Annotated in this window: 40 protein-coding genes and 1 pseudogene; 11 read left to right on the top strand and 30 right to left on the bottom strand. The window is 34.6% G+C overall.

Annotated elements, in window-relative coordinates; genetic code table 11:
* Positions 1–56: 56 nt before the first annotated feature.
* Together MKX78_RS08845 and MKX78_RS08840 are read right to left on the bottom strand one after the other, a co-directional pair.
* Positions 57–575, bottom strand: coding sequence for a hypothetical protein (locus tag MKX78_RS08845; protein WP_322910554.1), 519 nt, complete (start codon positions 573–575; stop codon positions 57–59).
* A 215-nt stretch (positions 576–790) separates the two neighbouring features.
* Complete coding sequence (locus MKX78_RS08840; protein WP_322910555.1) at positions 791–1,090, bottom strand: hypothetical protein; 300 nt, start codon at positions 1,088–1,090, stop codon at positions 791–793.
* Between the two features lie 400 nt (positions 1,091–1,490).
* Here MKX78_RS08840 and MKX78_RS08835 point away from each other — a divergent pair, with 400 nt between their 5' ends.
* Complete coding sequence (locus MKX78_RS08835) at positions 1,491–1,640, top strand: hypothetical protein (protein ID WP_322910556.1); 150 nt, start codon at positions 1,491–1,493, stop codon at positions 1,638–1,640.
* A 108-nt stretch (positions 1,641–1,748) separates the two neighbouring features.
* Here the strand turns inward: MKX78_RS08835 and MKX78_RS08830 are convergent, their stop codons facing one another.
* From MKX78_RS08830 to MKX78_RS08730, 21 genes and pseudogenes are all read right to left on the bottom strand, one after another.
* Positions 1,749–1,985 (bottom strand): hypothetical protein, encoded by a 237-nt coding sequence (locus MKX78_RS08830; RefSeq protein WP_322910557.1) that lies wholly within the window; start codon positions 1,983–1,985, stop codon positions 1,749–1,751.
* Positions 1,986–3,170: 1,185 nt separating this feature from the next.
* The gene (locus MKX78_RS08825; protein ID WP_251163167.1) at positions 3,171–3,710 is read right to left on the bottom strand and encodes an HNH endonuclease; all 540 of its coding nucleotides are present in this window, start codon (positions 3,708–3,710) and stop codon (positions 3,171–3,173) included.
* 44 nt (positions 3,711–3,754) lie between these two features.
* Positions 3,755–3,883, bottom strand: a complete 129-nt coding sequence (locus MKX78_RS08820) for a hypothetical protein (RefSeq protein ID WP_285840944.1) — start codon at positions 3,881–3,883, stop codon at positions 3,755–3,757.
* A gap of 10 nt (positions 3,884–3,893) precedes the next feature.
* A complete protein-coding gene (locus MKX78_RS08815) occupies positions 3,894–4,067 on the bottom strand; it encodes a hypothetical protein (RefSeq protein WP_251163166.1) in 174 nt (57 codons plus the stop codon).
* 268 nt (positions 4,068–4,335) lie between these two features.
* Positions 4,336–4,518 carry a hypothetical protein gene (locus tag MKX78_RS08810; RefSeq protein WP_341050565.1) on the bottom strand — a complete coding sequence of 61 codons (183 nt, stop codon included), beginning with the start codon at positions 4,516–4,518 and terminating at the stop codon, positions 4,336–4,338.
* A gap of 5 nt (positions 4,519–4,523) precedes the next feature.
* Positions 4,524–4,895, bottom strand: a pseudogene (locus MKX78_RS08805) (DUF1064 domain-containing protein); the annotation flags it as partial.
* On the bottom strand, positions 4,895–5,383 hold the full coding sequence (locus tag MKX78_RS08800; RefSeq protein WP_341050563.1) for a dUTP diphosphatase: 489 nt from the start codon (positions 5,381–5,383) through the stop codon (positions 4,895–4,897). The gene MKX78_RS08800 and the pseudogene MKX78_RS08805, both read right to left, overlap by 1 nt.
* A complete protein-coding gene (locus MKX78_RS08795) occupies positions 5,383–5,595 on the bottom strand; it encodes a hypothetical protein (protein WP_341050562.1) in 213 nt (70 codons plus the stop codon). Before MKX78_RS08795 ends, MKX78_RS08800 begins: the two co-directional genes overlap by 1 nt.
* A gap of 89 nt (positions 5,596–5,684) precedes the next feature.
* Complete coding sequence (locus MKX78_RS08790; RefSeq protein WP_341050560.1) at positions 5,685–5,927, bottom strand: hypothetical protein; 243 nt, start codon at positions 5,925–5,927, stop codon at positions 5,685–5,687.
* Positions 5,917–6,150 (bottom strand): hypothetical protein, encoded by a 234-nt coding sequence (locus tag MKX78_RS08785; protein ID WP_341050557.1) that lies wholly within the window; start codon positions 6,148–6,150, stop codon positions 5,917–5,919. Before MKX78_RS08785 ends, MKX78_RS08790 begins: the two co-directional genes overlap by 11 nt.
* A 237-nt stretch (positions 6,151–6,387) precedes the next feature.
* Complete coding sequence (locus tag MKX78_RS08780) at positions 6,388–6,591, bottom strand: hypothetical protein (protein WP_341050553.1); 204 nt, start codon at positions 6,589–6,591, stop codon at positions 6,388–6,390.
* Between the two features lie 4 nt (positions 6,592–6,595).
* Positions 6,596–7,507 (bottom strand): DnaD domain-containing protein, encoded by a 912-nt coding sequence (locus MKX78_RS08775; RefSeq protein WP_341050550.1) that lies wholly within the window; start codon positions 7,505–7,507, stop codon positions 6,596–6,598.
* A gap of 168 nt (positions 7,508–7,675) precedes the next feature.
* The gene (locus MKX78_RS08770; protein WP_341050546.1) at positions 7,676–8,491 is read right to left on the bottom strand and encodes a recombinase RecT; all 816 of its coding nucleotides are present in this window, start codon (positions 8,489–8,491) and stop codon (positions 7,676–7,678) included.
* Positions 8,492–8,493: 2 nt separating this feature from the next.
* The gene (locus tag MKX78_RS08765; RefSeq protein ID WP_341050543.1) at positions 8,494–9,438 is read right to left on the bottom strand and encodes a YqaJ viral recombinase family nuclease; all 945 of its coding nucleotides are present in this window, start codon (positions 9,436–9,438) and stop codon (positions 8,494–8,496) included.
* 94 nt (positions 9,439–9,532) lie between these two features.
* Complete coding sequence (locus tag MKX78_RS08760; protein ID WP_341050540.1) at positions 9,533–9,736, bottom strand: YqaI family protein; 204 nt, start codon at positions 9,734–9,736, stop codon at positions 9,533–9,535.
* A 405-nt stretch (positions 9,737–10,141) separates the two neighbouring features.
* Entirely contained in the window at positions 10,142–10,387 is a 246-nt protein-coding gene (locus tag MKX78_RS08755; RefSeq protein WP_341050538.1) for a helix-turn-helix domain-containing protein, read from the bottom strand.
* A 191-nt stretch (positions 10,388–10,578) separates the two neighbouring features.
* Complete coding sequence (locus tag MKX78_RS08750; protein WP_341050535.1) at positions 10,579–11,385, bottom strand: phage antirepressor KilAC domain-containing protein; 807 nt, start codon at positions 11,383–11,385, stop codon at positions 10,579–10,581.
* On the bottom strand, positions 11,386–11,574 hold the full coding sequence (locus MKX78_RS08745; protein ID WP_341050532.1) for a helix-turn-helix domain-containing protein: 189 nt from the start codon (positions 11,572–11,574) through the stop codon (positions 11,386–11,388). It lies immediately after the preceding gene.
* On the bottom strand, positions 11,571–11,735 hold the full coding sequence (locus tag MKX78_RS08740) for a hypothetical protein (protein WP_341050529.1): 165 nt from the start codon (positions 11,733–11,735) through the stop codon (positions 11,571–11,573). Before MKX78_RS08740 ends, MKX78_RS08745 begins: the two co-directional genes overlap by 4 nt.
* A gap of 15 nt (positions 11,736–11,750) precedes the next feature.
* Positions 11,751–11,951 carry a hypothetical protein gene (locus tag MKX78_RS08735; protein ID WP_341050527.1) on the bottom strand — a complete coding sequence of 67 codons (201 nt, stop codon included), beginning with the start codon at positions 11,949–11,951 and terminating at the stop codon, positions 11,751–11,753.
* A 13-nt stretch (positions 11,952–11,964) separates the two neighbouring features.
* Positions 11,965–12,222 (bottom strand): helix-turn-helix domain-containing protein, encoded by a 258-nt coding sequence (locus MKX78_RS08730; RefSeq protein ID WP_341050525.1) that lies wholly within the window; start codon positions 12,220–12,222, stop codon positions 11,965–11,967.
* Positions 12,223–12,370: 148 nt separating this feature from the next.
* Between MKX78_RS08730 and MKX78_RS08725 the strand changes: the two genes are divergently transcribed.
* The 5 genes from MKX78_RS08725 (at position 12,371) to MKX78_RS08705 (ending at position 16,819) form a co-directional block, all read left to right on the top strand.
* Entirely contained in the window at positions 12,371–13,081 is a 711-nt protein-coding gene (locus tag MKX78_RS08725) for a helix-turn-helix domain-containing protein (protein WP_341050523.1), read from the top strand.
* Positions 13,082–13,098: 17 nt separating this feature from the next.
* Complete coding sequence (locus tag MKX78_RS08720) at positions 13,099–13,530, top strand: ImmA/IrrE family metallo-endopeptidase (RefSeq protein ID WP_341050522.1); 432 nt, start codon at positions 13,099–13,101, stop codon at positions 13,528–13,530.
* A 367-nt stretch (positions 13,531–13,897) separates the two neighbouring features.
* Positions 13,898–15,064, top strand: a complete 1,167-nt coding sequence (locus MKX78_RS08715) for a tyrosine-type recombinase/integrase (RefSeq protein ID WP_341050521.1) — start codon at positions 13,898–13,900, stop codon at positions 15,062–15,064.
* A 510-nt stretch (positions 15,065–15,574) separates the two neighbouring features.
* A complete protein-coding gene (locus MKX78_RS08710) occupies positions 15,575–15,874 on the top strand; it encodes a hypothetical protein (protein ID WP_095369726.1) in 300 nt (99 codons plus the stop codon).
* A gap of 393 nt (positions 15,875–16,267) precedes the next feature.
* Positions 16,268–16,819 carry a DUF3231 family protein gene (locus tag MKX78_RS08705; protein WP_341050520.1) on the top strand — a complete coding sequence of 184 codons (552 nt, stop codon included), beginning with the start codon at positions 16,268–16,270 and terminating at the stop codon, positions 16,817–16,819.
* A 149-nt stretch (positions 16,820–16,968) separates the two neighbouring features.
* Here the strand turns inward: MKX78_RS08705 and MKX78_RS24500 are convergent, their stop codons facing one another.
* Positions 16,969–17,100 (bottom strand): YopX family protein, encoded by a 132-nt coding sequence (locus MKX78_RS24500; RefSeq protein WP_157733738.1) that lies wholly within the window; start codon positions 17,098–17,100, stop codon positions 16,969–16,971.
* A 193-nt stretch (positions 17,101–17,293) separates the two neighbouring features.
* Here MKX78_RS24500 and MKX78_RS08700 point away from each other — a divergent pair, with 193 nt between their 5' ends.
* On the top strand, positions 17,294–17,488 hold the full coding sequence (locus MKX78_RS08700; RefSeq protein ID WP_095369728.1) for a hypothetical protein: 195 nt from the start codon (positions 17,294–17,296) through the stop codon (positions 17,486–17,488).
* A 68-nt stretch (positions 17,489–17,556) separates the two neighbouring features.
* On the top strand, positions 17,557–17,721 hold the full coding sequence (locus MKX78_RS08695; protein ID WP_180316979.1) for a hypothetical protein: 165 nt from the start codon (positions 17,557–17,559) through the stop codon (positions 17,719–17,721).
* 74 nt (positions 17,722–17,795) lie between these two features.
* Here MKX78_RS08695 and MKX78_RS08690 read toward each other — a convergent pair whose 3' ends face one another.
* Complete coding sequence (locus tag MKX78_RS08690) at positions 17,796–17,990, bottom strand: hypothetical protein (protein ID WP_095369729.1); 195 nt, start codon at positions 17,988–17,990, stop codon at positions 17,796–17,798.
* Positions 17,991–18,218: 228 nt separating this feature from the next.
* On the opposite strand from MKX78_RS08690, the gene MKX78_RS08685 reads away from it, so the two are divergent.
* Positions 18,219–19,949 (top strand): B12-binding domain-containing radical SAM protein, encoded by a 1,731-nt coding sequence (locus MKX78_RS08685; protein ID WP_095369730.1) that lies wholly within the window; start codon positions 18,219–18,221, stop codon positions 19,947–19,949.
* A gap of 50 nt (positions 19,950–19,999) precedes the next feature.
* Here MKX78_RS08685 and MKX78_RS08680 read toward each other — a convergent pair whose 3' ends face one another.
* Both MKX78_RS08680 and MKX78_RS08675 read right to left on the bottom strand, forming a co-directional pair.
* Positions 20,000–20,137: a hypothetical protein gene (locus MKX78_RS08680; RefSeq protein WP_307314721.1), complete on the bottom strand. Its 138-nt coding sequence runs from the start codon at positions 20,135–20,137 to the stop codon at positions 20,000–20,002.
* Entirely contained in the window at positions 20,138–20,296 is a 159-nt protein-coding gene (locus MKX78_RS08675) for a hypothetical protein (protein ID WP_180316980.1), read from the bottom strand.
* Positions 20,297–20,439: 143 nt separating this feature from the next.
* On the opposite strand from MKX78_RS08675, the gene MKX78_RS08670 reads away from it, so the two are divergent.
* Positions 20,440–20,778 carry a DUF3905 domain-containing protein gene (locus MKX78_RS08670; RefSeq protein ID WP_095369731.1) on the top strand — a complete coding sequence of 113 codons (339 nt, stop codon included), beginning with the start codon at positions 20,440–20,442 and terminating at the stop codon, positions 20,776–20,778.
* Between the two features lie 43 nt (positions 20,779–20,821).
* Here MKX78_RS08670 and MKX78_RS08665 read toward each other — a convergent pair whose 3' ends face one another.
* The gene (locus MKX78_RS08665; protein ID WP_307314723.1) at positions 20,822–22,186 is read right to left on the bottom strand and encodes a TrkH family potassium uptake protein; all 1,365 of its coding nucleotides are present in this window, start codon (positions 22,184–22,186) and stop codon (positions 20,822–20,824) included.
* 197 nt (positions 22,187–22,383) lie between these two features.
* Between MKX78_RS08665 and MKX78_RS08660 the strand changes: the two genes are divergently transcribed.
* Entirely contained in the window at positions 22,384–22,581 is a 198-nt protein-coding gene (locus tag MKX78_RS08660; protein ID WP_095369732.1) for an alpha/beta-type small acid-soluble spore protein, read from the top strand.
* A gap of 57 nt (positions 22,582–22,638) precedes the next feature.
* Here MKX78_RS08660 and MKX78_RS08655 read toward each other — a convergent pair whose 3' ends face one another.
* Complete coding sequence (locus tag MKX78_RS08655; protein WP_095369733.1) at positions 22,639–23,805, bottom strand: anti-sigma factor domain-containing protein; 1,167 nt, start codon at positions 23,803–23,805, stop codon at positions 22,639–22,641.
* Positions 23,802–24,557, bottom strand: a complete 756-nt coding sequence (sigI, locus tag MKX78_RS08650; protein WP_095369734.1) for an RNA polymerase sigma-I factor — start codon at positions 24,555–24,557, stop codon at positions 23,802–23,804. Before sigI ends, MKX78_RS08655 begins: the two co-directional genes overlap by 4 nt.
* Between the last annotated feature and the right edge of the window lie 314 nt (positions 24,558–24,871).

Here is a 24,871-nt window from a genome sequence, read left to right as displayed (position 1 = left end):
TAAAATATAATTGGGTGCCGGGGATTCCTGGTCATGTCTCTGCATTGCAGGGACTTTTAATTTGCAAAAGGGAGAAGTTTTTTTCTTCCTTCTTTAGCTGCTAGCGAAGCATCTTCTACAGTTCTGTGATAACCGAAATAATAAACCTTCCCTCTATATTTGACAGTAGCTCTCCATTTTTTCTTATCTTTATCCCAAGTGACGCCTCTAGCACCAGATGTGTTATTTTTTTGAACCCTTGTATTTTGGTTGTTTTCGGACAAGGTTACTATTCTCAAATTATTTCTTTTATTGTTTAAAGTGTTCCTGTCTACGTGGTCCACAAATCTATCTGTTGGTGCGTCCATAATATATCTATGCATGCCGATCAAAGCAGGTTTCCCCTCTTTGTTTTTTGTGTTGCCCATCACATAATAGGATTCTGTCTTTTTGTTGTAATTTACAAACCAACTACCTGGGAAACTATCTACTTTTTCCAGATCAGAAGTATCAATAAATGTGTTGAACACATCACCGTTTCTACGTTTTATGAAGATGACGGTGGTCTCGCCAAGTGTCTCATATCTATTCTTCATTTAATCAACCCCTCTATATGAGCTATTTTCTTCTTTTGTTAAATTATTTATTTTTCATGCATACTTTTATTAATTATGGATAAATTATTATTGGGTAAGGAATTAAAAATCTTCCGCAGTGCCTACTTAGGTATATTTTCTTACCCACTTCCATAATATGGTCACACGATTAGAGAGAGCTTGGATGGGCTCTTTCTTTTCGTAGTAAACTTTCTCTATCTTGTGTTTACTTGTTTATCTTTAGATAGCATCTTTTGTTTAGATTTCTCTAATGCATCAATAACAACATCTATACTTTCAATTTTTGTAAAGAGCATCCGTACTGGTGTTTCTTCTACACTCATAACTTTATCTTCACCGTACTCATGATAAGCACCAATTTCATTTCTCTTCTCGTTATTCCAAAACAACACGGTACCGACTGTATCATCAGATTGCAAAAGTCCTGCAGCCACTTCAATATCACCATATCCAAATTCCAATTGCTTTGTTTTATCAATATCAACTATTGGCATAATTGTCCTCCTCTAATGTAATTTCATTCCACTTAATCAAATCTTCCCTAACCCCCTGAGCAGGACTCTCTGCGAAAAAGAGAAAGGTCAACTGGTCAAGGTGCGTAATATCTTGAACTGTGAATCTATTACCCTCGTGGATCAGCGTGCTGCCTATTGTGTAATTCATTGAAATTAACTCCTCCTACCTTTTGTTTCTTAATCATCATCTTCAACTAGAATTTTTGCTGCTTCCCATTCTGCGCCACATGATGAACAAACCCTATCGCCTTCCACTGTAGTTGGAAAATAACAATATCGACATTCCCAATGCATCCTCTTCCCCTCCTAATCAACTAATTATCCTTCGTATAAATTCTTCTTATTTAGAAAAGATAAATTTAGAAGGAGGTGTAATTTTATGTTAAAAAATGATTCTGTATTAGGACTTGGTGTATTAGCTGTCCTTCTAACAACAATATATACTGCAATATTAGCTTCCCAATTAACGGCTACAAAAAACAAAGTTGATTACCTGTACTATAAAGGCAAATTAAATAATACCGAATAAACACTTATTAGTTGTTCTAAAAGCCTTCTTTATACAAAAGTAGGCTTTCTATATTGTCCTACTCCTTTCAATTGCTAAACTGATCTATCATTTAGTTGCTTTAATTTACTATGCTTTAATAATTGGTTTCTCTAAATCAACATCATACAAATTCTCATCTAATACATCTAAAGAATCACTGTTTAAGAGGTCGTATGATTTATATGAATAAATCTTTGATGGTATAGGTAATCCTGTCTCCTTGCCAATTAAAGCATCATCGCAGTAGCACACAGGTAAATCACCATGTTCATCCAATTGTGATTCCAAGTGTTCAATCAGTTGCTTTAGGTATACTTGTTCCATCTCTATTCCTCCTTAATTAACTCCCTGCTTATCGTGTAAATTAAAATTGCCTACATACTTTTACTAATTGTGGATATGCTAATTATTGGACAAGGCTAAAATTCTCAAATGGCCATATAAGAATTCCTTGTCGTACGCAAACTCCATATTTTATAATTTCACTAAATGTTTTTCTTACTTCAGACGAACCTTCCTAGCTTTTTTATGAATAGGCTAAAGAGCTATAGGTTAGATTATTATTATCCTTTGTTGGAGGTATAGTCTATATGCTAACTCATATTTTTTTATGGTCCATGTTAATTTTGCCTTGGTTTGTTCTCCTTTTATTAGATACCAAAAGGGTGAAGTCCTTCATTCCAGGTGGATTAGTGAGTGCCTTGCTTTTGACAATATTATTTCAGCTATATCAAAGATATAATCTGGTTGAAGTTGTTGAAACAATTTTCCCTTTAACTAATACAACACCTTTCATCTATGGAATATACATAGTCTTACCCACAATATTTTTATACTTTACATTCGGTAACTTTTGGCTTTATATCACCCTTAACACTATAAGCGATGCAATCTTTTCTTTTGGAATAATGAACCTTTATGAATATTTCGGGATTTATAAAATGGATGATCACTTTCATATTGTAATTTTTATTAATTGTATTATCTGCGCTTCCTTAATTTACTTATTTCAAAAGTGGCAGTATATCGATCCATATAATTGAAAAGGTGTAAAGAATTCTTCAAAGTCAGTCGGCTCTTTTTTACTTAATCTATCTTGTGTTGCATAACCTCTAATTATTAAGAAATACTATAAACACTGATTTTTTGAAGGAGATGATTATCCTACTTTACTTAAATGAATCTATTATAGTATTGTTGGTTCTCGTATTATTTCCAGCTCCGTTTTCACTATTCTTTTTTAAAAAAATTCATTATGGCGTAGTCATAGCAACCATGTACGTAAATATTATTTTTATAATGTTTATTTTTGGATTTCTTGTAAACCTCTAACTGTTTTTTCTTAATTAATTCAAAAGGTGATTAAAACACCCAATCATTAAACCGAAATTCACATAGTATATAATGGATACGATGGATTTCTCTTTTTTTATCATTTCTTCGAAGAGCCACTGCCTGGGCTCTTCTTTTTATTTTTCTTGATTGATTAACTCTGGATCTTCGTATATGTTAAAATTTATTATGTTTCTTGCTGTTACAATTTCTACATAATGGTTGAATATTATCGATATAATCTGTTCCCCCTTTTGATAATGGCTTTATATGGTCTTTCGTTAATGTTTTTTTCTCACCACAAAGAGCACAACAATCATTTAATTTCTTCTTCAATTCCTTCCATTCTTCGAGTGTATGGCTACCTTCTGCACCGCGCTCTCTGGCATACCTTCTAGCTTTTAAATGAGAAATAACCTCAGGCTTATTTTTGACATAACGCTTGTGATAGACCTGTTTACTATCATCCTCTTTGCGCACTCCTTTATAGGCATGCTGTTCAATAAGAGGTAGTTTGTGTTTTCTAAATTCTGAATAACACAACATAGAACAAAAATGTCTCTTTTTCTTTTTATAGCTAGATGGTTTATCAGAAGAAAGTTTTCCACAATTTTCACAGTTAAATTGTATTTGCTTCCTGTTAGCATCACCGATTTTCTTTTTAGTTTCTTCTGAATGTTGATGTCCTTTTTGGAAACCTTTAACACGTTTTGTCATAAAATCACCCTATATATTTGATAATATAATTATACCAATGGGTTCTATTTTTCTAAGAGAAAGCTACTATGTTCATAAATATTGCCGATGACCTCAGCTTCACCTAAGTGATTCCCAAGTAATTCTTCCGTTGTATCAGAAAACTCGCTGACTTGAAGGATGATTTCATACAATCCATAATCTTCATTCCAAGTGCGTATATTGGCGGGTCGTTTCTTTAACAACTCGAAATTGCAGGGAAGCACCTATTAAATTTTGTGGTAGGATATAATGCGTCCTGGTACCTGTTATCACATGACTGCCTGTCACCCAATCACCAGTTAAAACTTCGATTCCGCGAAACTTGATTTCTCTCATTCCAAACCTCCTAAATACTTTTTTGTTGTTTTGCCATATTTTTTCATAGTTGGTTCTGGTAAGATTTATTTAATTCAAATCGATTGGAGGTAAATTACGATTGGACATTTTACGAAATAAAATACTCGCTCCTACTGTGGCTTTAGCATCCGGTGTTGTCTTTTTCTATTTGTTTGTAAAGTACATTGAACCGATTTCAAAGTTAGTTTTTAACTAAGATCACCCTTGGGATGATCTTAGGTTTTTTTCAAGGAAACACAATACAAAATCAGTAATCTAACCCTTTCAACTCATAAGCCCCGGCACTGTGGAAAATAACCCCATGCCGTTTGCTATATGGATTTTCATTTCTTATCTGCTGCTTCAATATGCCTTCCTCGTAGATGACAACAACCTGGAGCTTTTCTCGATCAAGACTAACTGCATTCGTTTCTACGATTCTTCTAGCCATTAACTTACCTCCACGAATCCCCTATCTCGGTCATATTTTAGTAATTTAATAGAATCCATGTATTGACGCTCGAACAGTTTTCTTTTTATTGAAAATTCTTTGGTGATTGTTCCTTTTATATCAATGATCTCGATTGTTCCATCTAATTTTTCTACTTCAAAATCCGCAACATATTCAATCTTTTTGTAAGTCTTCCCATTCTTCTTAAAGCCCTCTTGGAGAAGGTATCTCGGTTGCATCTTAAACCCTTTAATCTGTTTAGCTTGCAGCAACCATTTTAATTGGCCGTAATACATTGCTTCTGCTTTGCTATCAAACTTATGTCCATCGACAACTTGTTTATGGTTGCCGTACTTGTTGTATTTTCTTGCTCCCATTAATAACACTCACTTTGCCTCTCGTGGTTAATGACATCTTTCACATAGAATGCTTCTTCGACCTGTTCAAAGGAAAAGCCAATCATTTCACCAAGACCGATATATTCAGAGAGTAGCTCGATAAAGGTAATTGAACTTTTCGTCTTATCCAACTTAGATACGAGAGCAAAGATGTATCTGAACTGGGTTGCTATTGGCCGCCCCTTATCTGCTCCAGACAACAAGTAGATCATGTCAAAGTCTTCAAAGAATATTTCGTGACCGATATCCAGGATGAAGTGAAGCCCATCTGCATATTCGATTAACGCATCTTGTAGGTTGTTCTCTTTGTGTGCCCAAAACTTGAATACTTTCGGAAGTTCATTCGCACATTCCCCTAGCTCCACTTGAAGAGCCAGAGTAAGCTCTCCATAACGATCATCACCTTTGTAATCAATCCTGTTTCTAAATGCCTTCTGTGCCTCGTACATTGCGATTAAATCTAACATTAACCTTCCACCCTTCTTAATTTAGCCATCCACACTGACGAATAATTATGTCCAGCAAATACATTACGATTGTAGCTATCACGATCAAATGTCTTACCTTGTTTTGAGAACTCAGTCAGAGGAAAAATGATTTCGCATCCTCTTTTCACATGGTCCTGAATTGCCTTTTCGGCTTCATTTTTCCTTGCACGTCGAATGATTATATCTTGCATAGGTTAACCTCCTATTAATCTCATTAAGAGCTTCTAAGGCTAATTCTGTGTGTCGTGATATGTAATATAGCTGCCCTAGAGTTGCTTTTCTAAAATCCAAGGGTAAGTCCCCCATTTCTTTTGAAGACCATATCCTCTTTTGCTAAATGGATGAGAGCTAATAACACTTCGTCTGGATCTCTATTAAAACTACTAGCAATCAACCTAACGTCTTTTCCAACTTTCCACTGACGAGCGATTTCTTCTAGCTCCAACTCATCCCATAAAAAATCCAAATCCTCTAAAACAATGATTCTTTTTTGTCTTTGTTTTGTTGCGTTTTTAAGAACCATTACTCTCACCTGCTTCAGAATACTTCTCACCGATTGCCTTGCGAATCCGATCCAAGGTTTTCGGTCCTATACCTGGCGTTTTTTCTAACTCAAGAAATTTTTCGCGGAAAAATGATGTTGTCTTAGCAATACCTTTCAGTTCTCCCATATCCTCACCTAACGCAAAGCCCTCTTTCCTGCCTTGTTCATAAGCTTTCTGAATAACGGGGTTACGTTTCTTCATGAGGACATGTACTTCTCTGCATAGCATTTTCTACATGGCCCATCGACAAAGTATCCGTTAGGTTTCTTACACTCTGGACAAACCTTAGCCATGGTATGCCATTGATAGCCGCACTTTGTATCATCACATTCCATTAACACTAATTTTCCTGCAGGAGCTAGTAGGTATCCTTGTGTGCTACATTGCGGACATTTTAAAACTGGTTTCACATTTTGAATAGTCATTTCATATTCCTCCTTAGAACCAAGCGTTACTGCTTGTCTCTGAATCTATTTCTCTGAATGAAGCAAGTACATATTCATATTTCAAATCCTCATAATCTAGTTCATCTAATGGAAGCCCTTCTTGACTGACTGTGACGTTTAATGCTCTAAGTTTTCCAAGAATAAAATCACGTTTTAACTTCTTTTGCATTACAGCAGCTTTATAAAGGTTTCCCATTCCTTCAACTCCCCGAATTTTTTCGTAACTCCATCAAGCGCTCAAATTCGCTCATTTGTTCACCATCATTGACTGCTGGTTGATCGCTAGGCTGCGGTTTAAATTGTTGCTCATTTTCTTCAAACCAATCAGGCAGCATTTCTGTGCGTACAATACCTTTGCCTTTACGAGCGAAAGGTTTTACTTTAGAGTTGTTAAACTTCTCTCGTTCATAAGCTCGTACTCTATCGATTTCCATCAGATTGTTGCTATGCCACTCTTTAAGGATGAAATTCACAAAGTTAAAATTACGTTTGTTTTTGTTGTCAGCTAGTTTAATAGCTGCATTGACAATTTCTTGATTGCCTTTGAAGTCATCAATCCACTGATTAAGAGAATCCATTTGAATTGGTGATAATCGGCAAAGTGACTCTTCGAACAACTTGATGGGATGGTCTGTTGTTGTAGTAGTATTTTTTTCTTTAACATTATTATCTTTATTAACATTCTTATTATTGTCCCGTTGCTGTCCCATAGCTGTCTCATCGCTGTCCCACTTCTGACCCATTGATTGATTCTTATAGTGTTCAAAACCTTGATATTTAGCATAGTTAACGACTGTAAAGAGTGTCCCATATTCGGTTGATTTGGTCGTTATTCGTCCTTCATTTTCAAGTGATTTAATCTTCCTTCTCAAAGTCTCTAAAGGAGGCTTTTTGAGAGCATTTCCTCTACCTTCCTTATAAGCCAAATCATCTTGCAAATTTCTCAAAGACCTCAAATATTGACCTCTTTCAATTTTGATTCCAGCATGTTCTATTCCATCCTGAGAAAAGATCGCATTCCCAAGGATGTAAAAGAAAACCCTAAACTTAAGAACATCAGACCAAATTTCGTTTTCGAATATCTCCCTACTCACCTGGAAAGCGCCTTTCATTTTAACTACTCCTTTTACCTATTAATCTCGCAAACCGCGAATCGCTTAGTTATCCGTTTTACGGTATAATCCGGGTACTTTTGCATATAATCTAGTACAAGCGTCTTCAACTGTTCTTTGTCCTGCGCCTGCTCGAAAATCCAAGCAGGCAGGACTACATTTGTCTGGTTATTCATTTTCATCAAACACGATGTCTATATCTGCACTAGGCTTTTCATCCACTGGGGCAGCATCGATAATATCTGGTTGATCTACTTCTTCGGTGATATCCTTCATTTCTGGCACTTGCTCATCTTTTGAAACGGCCGTCTGCATTTCGACGGACAAGATACCCCATTTAGAAAGCATGTTTCTTAAGACCGTTTTCTTAGCCATAGCATCAAAGTCTTTTTTCCATCCGAAGTCACTCTTAGAGAATTTCTTTTTATGTGCTTCAATTTCTCCTCTTGTCCAGTAGACTGTTTTCTCAAAGCCATTGATCAACTTGAAATAACCGCAATACCCAATGACTTTGTCACTTGTGGCACCATCTAGATTGAGCTCTAACTCTTCAGTAAGACGATTCCACTTAACCAACTCCCCTTCTCTCACTTCGATAACATTAATTCCTTTATATTGGCCTGTACGGAGGGCTAACTGGATATAACCCTTGTAACCCAGTTGAAATTGAGCCTTGCCACTGTAAGGAACTATCCAGGCATACCCTAAATTTTTATCAACTGGTAAATCTAAAGTTGCAGCAACCATCGCGGAGGTAACTACTGTCATCGGATCAGTTTTTTGTAAATAAGAATCCCCGTTGTATAGGTTTAACAGTGATGACAAAAACTGCGGAGCCTTTTTATCAAGTACATCCTCAAATTTCTTTTTCATTGTTGGGGCATTTAATAGCCCTTTAAGTCCCCTTGCTTGAGGAGCAACCTTTTGAGGGGCTGCATCCTGTTTACTAGCAATTTGGTTTTTTAATGCTGCATTTGTTGCCATGATTAGTTCAACTCCTTAATGCCAAAACGGCGGGATGTAGATGGTTTGATTACTTCTTTATAAATGTCAGGGAATTTTTCTTTTAATGCCTTTGTATCCACTCGATTAGAAACAACATTCTTCCAAGTGATAATATGTGTGTCTACAATGCCCACCTCTGCATCTTTCAACTCTGCCTTGATCTTGTTTTCAATATCCTTTTTAGCTGTTTGAATGAGCTTCTCATCGTTCTTGATTTGCTCATAATTGATAAGCATTTCTTTATAATTGGCAGGAAGAACAATTTCTTTCCCTTCTTCTGCTTTGTTGTATTTCTCCTTGAGATATTGTTCAGCTGCACTTGAACCATCTAACTCAGGAGGAACAAAGCCAAGTACATGTTTTTCCCAGAAGTTAACCTCTGCCTCGATAATCATCTGAATTAACTCATCATCTCGCTCGATTTCTTTCCAAGTGAAGTGATTTCCACCAATCAAAACTGCGATATACGCTTTCTCTTTACCTGTTACAGCCAGATAATGTTGAACTTGCACCAGATAAGCAGCAGGGGTTTCATCTCCTTCCCATTCAGCTTTTAAATACGCACTAGCAGTCTTGCACTCTAGTAAGGCAGACTCTTTCATAACTTCGCGGTCAATGTTGGCCTTAATAAAGTGGTAATCAGGATGAGAAAACATGTAGTTGCGGCGGCGCACCTTTTTTTCAGTTCGCTTCTCAAATTCCTTAGCAACCACTTCCTCCATTTCATTGCCCCAGTATGCTGCTTCGCTACTGATTTCAGTCAGTTCAACTTGTCCTGTTTTTTCTAACCACAATTCAAAAGCTGTCTTATATTTGTTCAGCCCAAGGATAATACTTGCATCACTACCACCAATTCCTTTGGAACGTTCTTGTAACCACTCAAAACGGCTCATATCTTTTGTTGATATTGCATTGCTAACTGCCATTTGATATCCTCCCTTTACCGTTATCAAAGCTTTGTGCTAAAATAACTTTAAATATTGTTTTATCATCGGCTCCTGTTGCTCGCAGGAGTCTTTTTTATGCACTTTTGAACTCAAAGCCAAGTACCTCGCATAAATACCGTTGAAGATTGCCCTCCAAGATAATCTCACCGTCATATTCAACGATTTCATCACCTTCGAGAATCTCTTCTCCAAAGTAATCAATACCGGCATGTTCTGGCTGTACAACCAAATTCGGATAGCCTGTCCTTTGTAACTGTGTAACCTCAGGATGCTCCATCAATCAACCCTCCTTTAGATTTGTGAATTTGACACACCAGTCAATTTTCACGCCATCCTCTTGGAGTCTCTTAATCAATGCTTCAAGCGTGATTTTCTTACTCAAATGGCTCACTCCTTTCTGTTCGATTGTCAATGATCATGGCGCTTTATTCGCACCGTGCAGAGCCAAAGTAAGGGGATGGGGTGGGATTGGTAGATATACTTTGACACTGCACGGTGGGAACAAAAGTTCTTGTTTCCACACCGTATGAATGATATAATTAAGTTGGTTATTTCATATGAGTCGTTGAGTAGTGAGCCTGCCAGTTCACTGCTCATTTTTTTTGCTTGTAAAGTCTCCAATCATCAGCCCTAATATAAAAGCGTTAAAGGTAAATAAGAACATCAGAATAGCTGTATCCATTTATATTGCCCTCCTATCAATTTCTAATAGTTCCGTATCATGACCACCACTCAAAATAGCTAGTAGTGTATCTGGAGGTGTATTCGTAACTTGCCCCCATCTAATCGCATCAGATATTTTCAATTCCATCTTGTTATTCTCAATTTTCGAAATACTACTACGAGGCATATGCATGCGTTCCGCCAATTCCTCCTGAGACAATCCTCTAATCTGGCGATATCGCTTTAACAGCGAACCATATTGCAAGAAGATCACCTCCCTCCAAATGTTCGAAATTAGAACATTTTGTTCTAAAATGTGTACAGAAAATTTGAGAGAGTTGAAATATAATAGATTGTGAAGGAACACATCCGGTTTTTGCCTGGCAGCTTCGCCGGATGGTTTCTGACTCAAGAAATTTTTCGAGGCGGTATGTAGCGATGAATGGTTGGCTCCACTCATCGTTTACTACCACTAACTAACTTAAGCTGTTTATCTACTTGGATATCCATCATTGGATAAATCTCTTTTGCCTTAAGAACGTTGTAGATAAAAAGCCGTCCTTTTTGTGTCCATTGCGTATTCATGACTACCTTTGTAGTTCCATCACTTCTCAGTACATCTGTGGTTTTAGATTTCGTATATCCCTCTGACTTGTATTTGGTGTATAGTATCCACTGACCATTGATCTTATACTGGATACCTGATTCATGAAGTATCTTATTAAACTTCTGAGCTGACATTCCGTAATCAGCAGCGATTTGAGTGATAGTGACGGAATCTGTAGATGAAAGAATTTGATCTAAGTAAGTAATTTTCGGTTCGTATTCAGCAACACGTTGACCTAGCATAAGGTTTTCAGTGTGCAGTTGCTCTCTCTCCTCTTCTTTTTCAATGAGCATGAGGAGTGCTTCTTTGTATGTAGATGGGAGATTGAATGGTTGTTTAAGTTGCTGCTCCATCTTTTCGAATTGAGTTACGTAAGTTGCAGTGAAGAGCACACCTTTTTCACCAGTCATTTTATTGGCTACCATGTCGCAACCTTTTCGTGTTAGCAGATAACAAATTCTTTTTTCGCCTTTTTGATCTTCGTAAGTGCTTTTTATAAAGAAATCTAACGAACGCAATTTTGCGTTGGTTAAAATCTCGATATAATTCTCAACACTTCTTAATAAATCAGCATGTCGTTTACCTACCATTTCAGCAACTTCACGACTACCAACTAATAACTGGCCGTTTTGATTGATGATTTGCAAATTGTTCATTTACATTGCCTCCAAACTTTTTTGTTCTTGTTCTCGCATCCAAGCATCAAGTGTTTCGACCCTGAATAGGATTCTTGCACGAGCTTTGATGTGAGGAATTTGTTTCTGTCGTACCATCGTGTAGAGAGTATCTATATGGATACCAATAATTTCAGCTGCTTCTTGCGCAGTAATTGTTTTGCGGTTCAACCTTTCTTCACTCCATTCGGTTCAGTATTTTCTAACAATGAAACTACTTCTAAGAGCTTTGATAAAACCAGATCATTGGATTCACTATTCTCGATGTGTAAGGCCGCTAGAAGGATGTTGTACTTGATTTCAGCCCAAATTACTTTGTCTGTAAGGTTCATGGTGCTCCCCCTAACTTATGAAATAAGTTTCAAATTCGAATGCTCAAATTCTAGAGAAACAATCATTGTTGAGTTAATGTAGATTTTGAATGTGTCATTTTTCACGCCAATGAAGTCATCAGGCACATTCTCGTTTATCCAAGAAGGAACTTCTTTGAATAACTCGACTTGTTCATATTGATCTCCGGTTATTAGGACTAATCGTTTAACTTTCAAATTGGACCTCCTTCTAGGCAGTATGTTTCTTATTACCTTTTGGTAATTCATTTTCATAAGAAAAAACTGAATCAAAATTAAGATCAGTATAGTTCTTTAAAACACCAGCAATAAACTTGCTACCAGGATTTCTTTTTCCATTAAAAATCCTATTTACCGTACTATGTGCTACTCCAATTGTCTCAGCAAACTTACTTTCCGATAAGTTATTATCGTTAAGGTACTTTTTTAGAAAGTTCACTTTGACTATGATGTCTGTTGATTTTTTCAATTCACCACTTCCTTACCTTTTGGTAATTACCTTATGGTAATAATATATCATCTATTTTACCAAAAGGCAACACTTTTTCATAGAATTTTTAATAATTAATTGCCTTTTGGTAATACAGGGAACTAAAATGTAAATATCAGGTGAAATAATGGTTGAATGGATGGATAATATGAATGAATTTGGTACTTATATAAAGAAAATTAGAGAATCAAAAAATCTCACCTTAAATCAAGTTGCGCTATACTCTGAGATTAGTGCTGCTCAATTATCTAGAATTGAAACGGGTAAACGAGGAGTACCGAAGCCAGCTACTATAAAAAAAATTGCTGATGCACTTAGAGTAGAGTACGACAGTTTAATGATAGCTGCTGGTTATTTAGAACCTACTTTTTTAAATAAAGGGGACTCTTTTAGCAAAAAAGAAGAAAAAGACATAGCCAAAAGGCTTGAAGAATTAAGAGAAAGCAGAGGTTGGTCTAAAACTGAGGTTGCTAGGAGACTTGGCATAAAAACTGTATCTACATATGCCAACTGGGAATACGGTATAAGGACGCCAGATAAAGATATGTTATCAAAAATAGCATCTTTATATGGAACTTCTATTGATTACTTAATTACTGGTGAAAAAGGTAGTAAAAGAAATAATACAATATCCAAAGAAGAAAAAGACATTGCTAAAAGACTTGAAGAATTTAAGAAAGATCTCACAGAGCAAGATGGACTTAGTTTTATGGGAGAACCAATGAGTGAAGAAGCTATTGAATCACTAACCGACGCCATGGAACACATATTTAGACAAACACAAAGAATTAATAAAAAGTACATCCCTAAAAAGTATAGAGATAAAGAGAACGATTAGGAATGTGAGGCGCTGTTGTGAATTGGATAAAAAGCAAAGTAGATGTGTTGATAAATAAACAAAAGACTTGTGACCCATTCGAGTTAGCTGAGAAAAAGCATATACATGTAATCGAATGGGATTTGCATCATGAAATTAAAGGTTTCTATAAATATGATAGAAAAAATAAGTATATTGTTATTAACAGTAATTTGAACCAATTAGAAAAAAAGTTCACCTGTACCCATGAATTAGGTCACTCAGAACTACACCCAAGAGTTAATACACCCTTTTTAAGAGAAAAAACATTATTTTCATCAGAAAGAATAGAAGTTGAAGCAAATATGTTTGCTGTTTCTTTTCTTTTAAACCGTTGTGATTTTTCGGAATACACAGATATAAAACATGTTTGCATGGAGTATGGTATACCTATTGAACTTTCAGATATGGTAAAAAAATTTACTAGATAGCTAGGTCTAAAGATACGCGATAATAGTAGTTTAATTTACTATAGATTGGAATGATTAAAAGGTGGGAATAGAATGAGTTTTTTTGAAGGTTTGTTCGCAGTTATTGCAATATTAATAATATCATTTATTGCGGCAGCGTTTACTACTTATTGGGTGAGTGATGGAAATAATAAGCTAGGTTCCATAATTATGGTGGTTACTTTTCTAGTATGCTGCTCTTTTGGAACATGGATGATATTTTTCGTATGATGACAACAAAAATACCAGAAGGAAAAAGAAAAGATTTTAAATAGTTAACTACTCTGTCCAAAAGGCAGAGTTTCTTTTCAACCAAAAAGCGAACATATATTCTTAAGGAGGTTTTAAAATGGCAAACGTCGAGGATCGTGGAAACGGAAGCTATCGATTGACTGTAATCATCGGTTACAACGATAAGGGCATCCCCATAAGAGAAAGAAAAACAATAAAAGCAAAAAATATGAAAGCAGCAAAAAAAGAGCTTACCGTTTTTGAAGCAGAAATACTAACCGGGAAATACTTTAAAGCTGAAGATAAGCTAACATTAAAAACATTTATCCCTCAATGGTTAGATAAACACGCTAAAGATACTTTATCACCTGATACTCTACAAAATTACATCAGCATTTTAGAAAAGAGAATATTACCTAAGTATGGTCACTTCAAATTAGAAGAAATTAAAACTATCCATGTTGTAAATTTTATAAATGATCTAAAAAAAGATGGTCAACGTTTAGATGGTAAAGAAGGCAAACTTTCAGCCTCTTCCATTCTAAATTGCTATAAGGCATTTAATAATGTTTTATCCTGTGCAAAAAGATGGAAATTAATTAATGAAAATCCTGCAATTGGCGCTAAACCACCCAATGGTAAATCTAAAAAGTCAGAAGTGTACTCAAAGGAAGAACTAACTCAATTAATTGATTTACTGAAAGATAAAGATTTATTTTGGAGAACGTTAATTATGCTTGCGGTTACAACTGGAGCTCGAGAAGGTGAAATCGCGGCTCTGGAATGGAAACATATAGACTTTGAAAAAAACACAATTCGCATCGAACAAGCAATAACCGAAGTTTTAGGTCAAGGAGTCACTATAAAAGGTACAAAAACTGGTAAAGACAGAACCGTGACTGTACCTGATGGAGTTATTCTGTTATTAGATAGGCTCTATCACCAACGAAAAAAAGAAAAATTTAAAGTTGGCGATATGTTGGAATGGGAAGATCACTTCTTTGTATTTGCGAATGTATTTAATAAACCTATTCGCCCCGATAGTATCGGACAATGGTGGAGACGTTTTACATCCAAAAATAAATTCAAGCATATACGTTTCCACGACCTACGCCATACCTCAGCAACAATTCTTATAAATGAAGGTGTTCATGCAAAAGTAATTAGTGAAAGATTAGGACATGCGGATATATCTACTACTATGAACATATATGGGCATGTATTAGAAGAAGCTGATAAAACTGCCGCTAACCATTTTGACCAATTATTCAAGAAAAAAGCTTAGGGGTCCGTTTGGGGTCGAAATGGGGTCGAAATCGATAATTTTGTTCCATTTTTCATCCTATTATATCCTACACACATCCAAAAAACGTTGATTTAATAAGTATCTTTCTAACTTCTCCCCTACCATTCATATTAAGTAAGACCGCCTCCTAAGCTGTAGGTCGTAGGTTCGATTCCTATCTGGGACGCTAATTATAAAAGGTCGATAACCCTTGGTATTAAAGGGGGTTATCGACCTTTTATTTTTAATTTCCATTTCTTACATTCCAGTAAAAAATAATAGTTAGGGTCGGAATGAATTTTTTAATATTTTTATTCAAAAAATGTCCCTTCCTACTTACTTATTTATATGTAAACCTAGCTTAGCTCAATCAATCGATTATTTGTTTAATATACAGTGGTCATTAATATCATTTTTACTTCTTTAGGTTTTAAATCCAATCTTTCACATTTGATTAACATAAGATACAAAGTCAGCTGTCAATTAGATTTGAAAGGAAGTTTGATATTTATGGCTATAACTGTTCCTGTTCCAGGTTTAGGTGATGTTATTGTTCTTACCTCAGGTGGTGAAACTGCTGAATCAAGCTGTACATTTCCAGGTTCTGGAGCACCTGCACTAAAAGAATATCAAGTAGAGCAAGGTCAACTTTATATCATTGGGTGTAATAGTTTCCCATTAGGTGGAGGTACTGTTGCTTATATTTTAGATGCCCAAGATATTAATATACCAGATTTAATCAATGCAATATTAGGACTTGCTATTGTTCAGGATAGCGGCGGAAAGGTAAATAGATTCACTGCCATTTAATTTTCGATCCAGAGGGGTACAAGCCCTCTGGATTTACCCCAGCTACCTTTTGTTAATTTACGGCATCACCTAATCAACTTTAATCCATGTTAGCAAACTTTTCTATTGGTAGCATTTCCTAACGATGCATTGCTATTTTTTCATATCTGCAAGCATTTTGTTAGAATCAGCATGTTTTTATGGGTTCTCCGACTTAATGAAAACGAATAAGTTCCTCCTACGTTTTTATGTTCGAGTACTATAATTTGCTAATAAGTCCTATCTGATCAATTGAGCGCAACTTTAGTTTATTTATTTCATGGTACATTTTCTTATATTCTCATTACACACATAGTTATTTAACTTTTGGAGATAATTTAGATTAAATAACTAAAGATTACGGAGGGATGATCATTGCCTAACGCTTTTCAAGCAGTTATAAATTACATAAAATCAACATCGATAGAAGATGATCCTAAACAAAATCCACATATAGGAGAAGCCATGGGGTGTTGGTTGTACTACACTTCAATTGCTGAAGAAATTCCTGCATTAGAAACTTGTTTAAATACAACTACTGATAAAGACTTATTAGATTTATTAACTGAATCGAAAAGATTAGCTGAACACCAAAAAAGAACTTTAGAAAATTTTATGATAAATGAAGGTATCCCTCTTTCAAATACAGCTCAATCGAAGCCTAACTCTGATCCGAATAACATTCCATTAGGTGTTAAATCTACAAATGATGAAATTGCAAATTTAATTAGTATTAAAATCGCTTCAAATATCATGATGTGTTCAACTAACATGACTCAATCAATTAGAAATGATATTGGACTTATGTGGGCTAGATTTTATGCAGAAAAAATGATATTTAGTATGAATCTTAAAAACACAATGCACAAAAGAGGCTGGCTAAAAATCCCCCCTTACTTTCATCCTCCCGGAGCACCTAGACCCTGATCTTGGTGCTCATTTTGATAAAAGAATTCTTTAGATGTATGTACCCCTTTGTTTGCAATAATCTACAAAGTTCTTTCTTTATATTCCTTTGTTCATTTAATTCAGGCAAATTCAGCAGTTGAAAGAATGCTTCATCAAAATTTAATACCTTAAAAATGCTCTTGGTCAGTAACTATAATGACATCCACTTCATAAATCTCCTTGCCGTTATTGTCTTTTATTCCTATATAAACAGACTGTTTATTTAAATTTAATAAAAACACTGCGATTAATTTGGTCATCTAAATAAATTTGCGACTAAAATCTTCTTAATAAACACTACTATTTTAATCGGCACTATCCACTTCATAAATTTCTAATTATGTATCAAATTTCCTTTCGATTACCTTATTTTATCATTTCACAAAAAACACAAAATAGATTATCATTACATTATCACATATTAGTACCAGGTATAAAAGGAGTAAAACGTTTATGATGTTTCCAACAATTGTAAGTAAACAAGATAATGTAGTTCATATTGTTAAAAATCAAAAAAAGACGGAATGTGGTTTTACTTATCATCACTTTACAATAGTTAATCGTTCAGATTTAAGGCGGATAAAGTTTATTAGTAAAGATTCCATCACTTGTGCCATGTGCTTACAACATTACCTTAACCAAAAATAATTAATTCTTTCATTTATGAATGGTGCCAAATTAACTAGTGCAACCTAATTAACATGGAGGTGCCTTTAATGAGTGATATTGAAAAATCTCGAAAAATTGGCCAAAAACAATATGAAATGGATCCAATGGATCAAGGTTTAAACCTTTTCTCCATGATGATCAATCAGGCTACTGGCATTGATAAAGGAAATGATGGGATTATTGAAGAAGAAAAAAACAATCGTAAAGAATAAATAAATGGCTATAGATATTATACTTTTGATGAGTATATGTCTATAGCCATTTTTTTATATTATTTATAACAATACTACCCATGTATTGATGCTCTCCTTGTGCGTGAGGTGACCTTCTGTTTCTTCAAGAAAAAGATGAGCTTTTCTTGATGATGCATGGACTTCGAAAATAGTCGGTGAAACAACCACTCAGGTATATCACCTTCTAAAAAGTAATTTATACCAACAAACCAAAAGCGGTGCCACTGTATAATCGCTGCGATTAACATCTTATCACTCCTCCTTTGATAGGTTAATCATACCTTACCAATTTAAAGACAATATGAAGTCAATGTTAAAACTTATTAATTTTTGACTTTAGGATTTTAATAAAAATTATGATAAAATAAAATGTATTGCCTAGAAAACTGTCAAATGAAAACGTTAGTCAAAGATAAGAAGCTGTTAGGTATTTATGCCTCGACCGCTTTTCTTAATGCATATAAAAGGAGAAGAAAATGAAAGTCATTGCGTCAACATTAAACGCTAAATATATTCATACTAACCTTGCCATAAGGTATTTAAAAGCATTTGCTGAGCCTGATTTCAACGTTGAACTAGCTGAATATACAATTAAAGACCCAGTTATGAATATTGTTACTGATTTAATTAATAAGCAACCAGATGTCATAGGTTTCAGTTGTTATATATGGAATATTGAAGAAACAATTAAAGTCATTCGTATGATCAAAAAAATAAATGCGGAAGTAATAATTATACTTGGTGGACCAGAAGTGACCTATGATGTCCCTGAATGGTTAGAGAATGTTTCAGAGATTGATTTTATCGCTGTAGGTGAAGGTGAAGAAACTTTTAAACAGCTACTTCATCAAATAGATGGTGAAAAGGATTGGCGCAAAGTGAACGGCATTGCTTATCTTGAAGATGGCAAATTGCATGTTAATCCACAAAACAACAAACTTAACCTTCGTGAACTCCCCTCTCCTTTTCGATTTGAAGAGGATAAGAGGGAACTTGGCAAAAGGGTTACATATATTGAAACGAGTAGGGGCTGCCCTTTTAGTTGTCAATTCTGTCTTTCTTCCATTGAAGTTGGTGTTCGATATTTTGATCGTGAAAAGGTGAAAGAAGATATTCGTTATTTAATGCGAAACGGTGCGAAAACGATTAAATTTGTGGATCGAACATTTAATATTAGCCGGAGTTACGCGTTAGAAATGTTTCAATTTCTTATTGATGAACATATGCCTGGCGTGGTTTTTCAATTCGAAATTACAGCTGATATTATGAGGCCAGAAGTCATTCAATTTCTAAACGATCACGCACCTGCTGGTTTATTCCGGTTTGAAATTGGCGTACAATCAACTAATGATTATACGAATGAATTAGTGAAGCGAAAACAAAACTTTCAGAAGTTGACTCGAACAGTGACAATGGTAAAAGAAGGTGGCAAGATTGATCAGCATCTTGATTTAATTGCTGGTTTGCCTGAGGAGGATTATGCATCATTCAAGAAGACCTTCAATGATGTTTTTGCTCTGCGTCCAGAAGAATTACAACTAGGATTTTTAAAAATGTTGAGGGGTACAGGGTTAAGACAAAGTGCTGCCAATCACCAATATATTTATATGGATCAATCACCTTATGAAATCCTTGGAAACAATGTATTATCATTCCAAGATATTATCCGAATCAAACAAGTAGAAGATGTATTAGAAAAATATTGGAATGACCATCGGATGGATCATACGATTGAATACTTAGTTACAAACATTTTCCCTACCCCTTTTGATTTTTTCCAAGAGTTCGGAAGTTATTGGGAAGGGAAAGGCTGGTCAAGAATTGGCCACCAATTAGAAGATTTATTCCATCGATTATTTTCTTTCTTAGAGGATACAAAAGTGAAAAATTTAGAGGTCATAGAAGGCTTAATGAAATATGATTACCTATCTAATCAAAAATATAAACCTAGAAAACCTTGGTGGCCATCCTCAATTGACAAAAAAGAACGATCTTTGCTTTATCAACATTTTCTGAAAGATCCAAGTTCCGTCAGCAAAGACTTTGCTCAATTACATTTAAACGAAAAAGAACTATATAAGCATTCCATTGTAGAGAAGCTTCCATTTAATCTTGAGAAATATATTCAGACCGGTTTCATTGAAATGGATGAATCTGTGATGGTTGTATATTATGCCAAAGAACAGGCAGCTGTGTTTGCATCATAGAATGAAAAAACAAGCCAGAAAAGTAGTTTGAACTTTTCTGGCTTGTACTTTCATTTCTTATTAACCTTGACTTTTTTACTTGTAACTTCATAAATCTTTGAAGCGTTCAAATCGCCAAACTCCATCCCGAACTCAACATTCACTTGAGGAGGCTGTTTCTGTTTCCGCTCATTTTTCAACTGGTACATTTAACTTCTCCCTTTTCTTCCTTGTTTTGAATTGCGGTTGGCACCTTTATTTACATTTTCACCACTAGTAAATTCAGCTGAAAATTCAACATCTTCTTGATTGGCTTTTGGTGTCTTACTATATTTTTCAACAGCACGATGGCTAGCTTTTCTCTTCATTTTCTGACTCCTCCTTCATATTTCGTAAGAACAAACATATTTTCCGCCTAATTTAGGGTCATTATGCTTACCTTTTATTTCTTCATGTTCAATCTCATAAACGATTAAACAGAAGAGAAAGATAAAAAGAGGAGTGATAATAAGTGAAAAGAAAAAACAAGCAAGAGCGAAGCGAAATAGAAAGTTTACCACATCAAATTTCTTCACCTGACTTTCGAAAAAGTCATAAGAAGCTTCAACCACCTTTTGTAAACGAATTTGGGGTAACAATTGGGGATAGTAATTATGTATCAGAGCAGTCTCCACTTGAGAATTGGAGTGATGACGTAGACCCAGCTGTGATGGCTGGAGACAAATGGGTTCATCCAACAAATGATATTGGTTTTAATACCCCTGAGAATCGCGCACTTATAGAAGAAAAAGAATTACCGGATGCTCCCTTCTCTCACCCAACAAAAGATGCAGGTTATAAAGCAGATTAGAAAACCAAGCTCTTTATTAAGCTTGGTTTTCATATCAACCTAATTATCCAATAATAATTCTTTCCTTTGGATAATGATAATGTGGCTTTTCTTCTTTACCACCTATGATATATAAAAATGAGGTTAAGCCTATTCTACCGACAAACATTAGTATCATAATGACAATTTTTCCAGTATTACTTAAATCAGCTGTTATCCCCATGGAAAGACCAGTCGTTCCAAAAGCAGAGCAAACTTCAAATATTATGGAAATAAGTGATAAATGTGTATTGGTAATGCTAATCAACACCACTGCTACAAAGCATAAAAGCGTGGCTAAAATTGTAATAACCAAAGATTTCAATATATCATCTTGATGAATTTCTCTGCGGAAGATTTTCACATGTTTATTTCCTTTGGCAAAATTCCAGATAAATAAAATATTTAAGGCAAAGGTAGTTGTCCGTATACCTCCACCAACAGAGCTCGGTGAAGCACCAATAAACATCATAATACTCATAATCAAGAGGGTTGGTAAAGTAAATTCACTAACATCCATTGTTGCTAACCCACCACTTCTCGTCGTCGCTGACTGAAATAGTGCATAAAAGAAACTTTCATGCCATGATAGCCCTTTAAAAAAATGCTGAAACTCCATAACTAAAATAATAATTGTTCCAAAAACGAGTAAAAAAGCGTATGTAACGGTTGTTACTTTAGTAAATAAAGAAAAACGATACGGGAGAGAGTTTTCCCATTTACGTTTTAATAGAAAAGCTTTGACTTCGATTAAAACAGGAAAACCAATTGCCCCTAAAGAGATTAAAATGATTGTAATAAACTGCACGAAATAATCATGGGCATATGGAATCATTGATGAACCTGTTATATCTAACCCTCCATTTGTTGTTGCACTTACAGAGGCAAATAATCCGTGGAGAAAAGCTTCGTCCCACGTAGGATAATACTTTAAAAAATGAAAGCCAAGTATAAACATTCCTATTACTTCGATAAGAATCATTAATTTAATTATTTCTTTCACTAGTTGAACAAGCCCAGAAAGCGCATACTGATTGTGATCAACCATAATTAGTTTTCTACTCTTCAATCCAATTTTCTTACCTAACAACATCCAAAAGAATGTACCTAATGCCATAATACCAATTCCACCAAATTGCATAATAATCATAATCACAAAATAACCAAAAACACTATAGGTTTGTGATAAATCAACAACGGTTAACCCCGTTACGCTAACAGCAGTTACAGCAGTAAATACAGTATCTATAAAGCTAACTTCTACACCTTTTTGATTCACACCTGGTAAATAGAGGAGTCCTACAGAAATTGAAATCGACAAGAAATAATATGCAGTGATTATTTGTGCTGGCGAACGCCTATTTATCCAGTCTTTTAAATCTTTTAACAAACGTTTTTCACCTCAACTAAACTCAATTACACTCTATAATAATATAATCTACCCCTGTTTTGAAAGCTAATTATTCTTTCTTTGCCAAAACAAGGATACAAACAGCTAATTTACCACTCATGAAATAAACGCAATACATCATAATACAAATACAGTGATATCAATTACTGTAAATTATCTTTAGGAGATGTGTAATCATGCCAAAGAATAGTAATAAACTTTTAGTACCGGGAATTGAACAATATTTAGATCAAGTTAAATATGAAATTGCTCAAGAGTTTGGCGTACAGTTAGGTTCGGATACTGTTTCCAGATCTAACGGTTCAGTTGGAGGAGAAATTACAAAAAGATTAGTCCAACAAGCTCAAGCAGAACTTTCTGGAAAACAAAAATAACATGGCAAAAGTCCGAGGTTCAACTCGGACTTTTTATTATACCCATAAATCTTGCAATTATGGTGATTCTTTATTATATTTTTTCCTTTCATTATGTTTATCCCTTTTTTCATTATTGTGCTTGTCTTGATTATGCCTATTATGCCATTCATCGTCGTCATGAACATCGGAATTATCGGTATCATTTTGTTCTTTCTCATCATCGTCATCATCATCATTTTTATTTTTATGTTTTCCTTTAAATTTTTTATTTTCAATCTCCTTATTAGTGACAGCCGAAGAGTCATTGTGTTCATCATCAATATGCTTCTTATAACGAAACTTCTTCTCTTCAACCTCATTATTTGGTATTGATTCATTTGTCTCTATATTTGGATCGATAGCTTCATTATCATCAGAAGTGGGCACTGTCCCCTTCTCTTCCTTCACTTCTATGGATGTTTCCTTTTCTTTTTTTATTTCACTTTCTTTGTTATCTTCCTTACTTTCTTCTTTATCACTTGCAGTCTTTTTTTCTTCCTCAGATTCATTTACATCCGATTTTGCGGTATTGTCATATTCAGTCTTCTCGTTCAACTCCATGTATGCCCCTAGAGTAAGTCCTTTTTCTTGAGCTAACTCTCGTTCTGTTTTAGAGCCTTCAATTAAATGCAAACTTACATCTTCTTCATTTAATTCCCTTGTAACAAAGTCAGTATGTTTCCTTAATCTTTCTTCTTTAAAATATTGATCTGACATGACAACTGTGGCGAACGTTAATTCTTTTCCTTTTTGCATATAACCCTGACTCTTACAAATTAAAAGGATATCTGAAAATATGGTATCAAACTGTTTATTTTTCCAATCCGATATCTCTTGAATGATTTTTTTTCCATCTGCATTGTAACCCTTCAATTGAATCACTTCGAATTGTTCATTTACGGCTAGTTCAATACTTGGATTAATATCAATGGTCATATAAGCGTAGATTGTCTGTTCAGAATGATTAGGCCATAAGGATAAGCCTAAAAAGGAAAGAATAAATACAGCAGCAATCATAATCATTTTTACATATTTCGGTTTTTTAACAGATTCTACCTTATGGTTTTTCATCACAGGCTCAAACTCAATCTCTTGACCTATTTCATATATTGCTTCGTATTTATAACTAAAATAAAATTCTCCTTCATTTGTTAAAAGTGTTAAGAAACGTTCATCAATAGCGACAATCACTCCTCTTTTCACGTTTCTAACACCCCTTTCAAATAATCCTTTAAATAGACAAAGTCATTACATAGAACTAATGTCATTGCAATAATGTATTTACGATTTCTTTCTATTGTTTTTCTACTTACTTTTATTCTTGATTCCATATGCTTGATGGGTAATTTTTTGGTGGAATATAACAGGTCTTTCAACATCACATCATTGGCAATTAATTGGGCAATTTCAATAGCTGTCCTTCTTGCATCGGCATGTTTTGGCGAGCATTTTACAATCTCTTTGAAACTAATACCAAAATGAGATAAATCATTCGTGAACTTAATTATTTCTTCCTTCCTTGCCTGTTGATCTTGTATTTCTAAGTAGCCCCTTATCGATATTTCTGATTCTATTAATGCACTGGCTTGCTCATTCGAACCATCCTCATAGTGATGGCTTGCATCTAAACTAAGGTTCTGATGTTTCGATTGCTGTCTAATATAATCAATCACTCTTCGTTTAATAACAACCTCAGCAAAAGAAACGAAACTTGTCCCTTTTGCTCGATTATAATTATTAATAGCATCATTAAAAGCGATTAAACCCACGCTAAATTCATCATCGGAATCATATATAAATCTCCTGCAAACTAAAGATACCGACTTTGCTACAAAAGGTTTAAATTTATTTATAAACACATCTCTTAATTGTCGATCACCATTTTGAATTGCAAAAACTTCTTCTTCAATGGTTTTATGTTGTGTCTTCAAGCCTCTAAACAGTGATTTAATCATGCATTCACCTCTTTATTCACCCAAATTATAACACAGGAAATTTAGATGAATTGAGCATGAAGACTTGCCACAAACTTTATTAACCTATCTTTACAAATATACGGGTAAAATTAGAAAATTATAGGGGTAAAGAATATTTTTATACCACATTCACTACAATATAATGACAAAAGTTGTGCAACTTTCATACTTGTGAAATATAACTAAAAAAATGTTATCAAAAATTAAAATATATCAAAACGTCATCAAAATCTAAGACAACTTTCACTAAAATAATGGGAAAGCGAGAATATTTTATGAACTTATTTCAATAA

The sequence above is a fragment of the Cytobacillus sp. FSL R5-0569 genome (assembly GCF_038007265.1).
GTDB classification, from domain to species: domain Bacteria; phylum Bacillota; class Bacilli; order Bacillales; family Cytobacillaceae; genus Cytobacillus; species Cytobacillus kochii.
The sequence above is the reverse complement of the archived record's forward strand: the minus strand, read 5'-3'. Positions and strand labels throughout refer to the sequence as shown.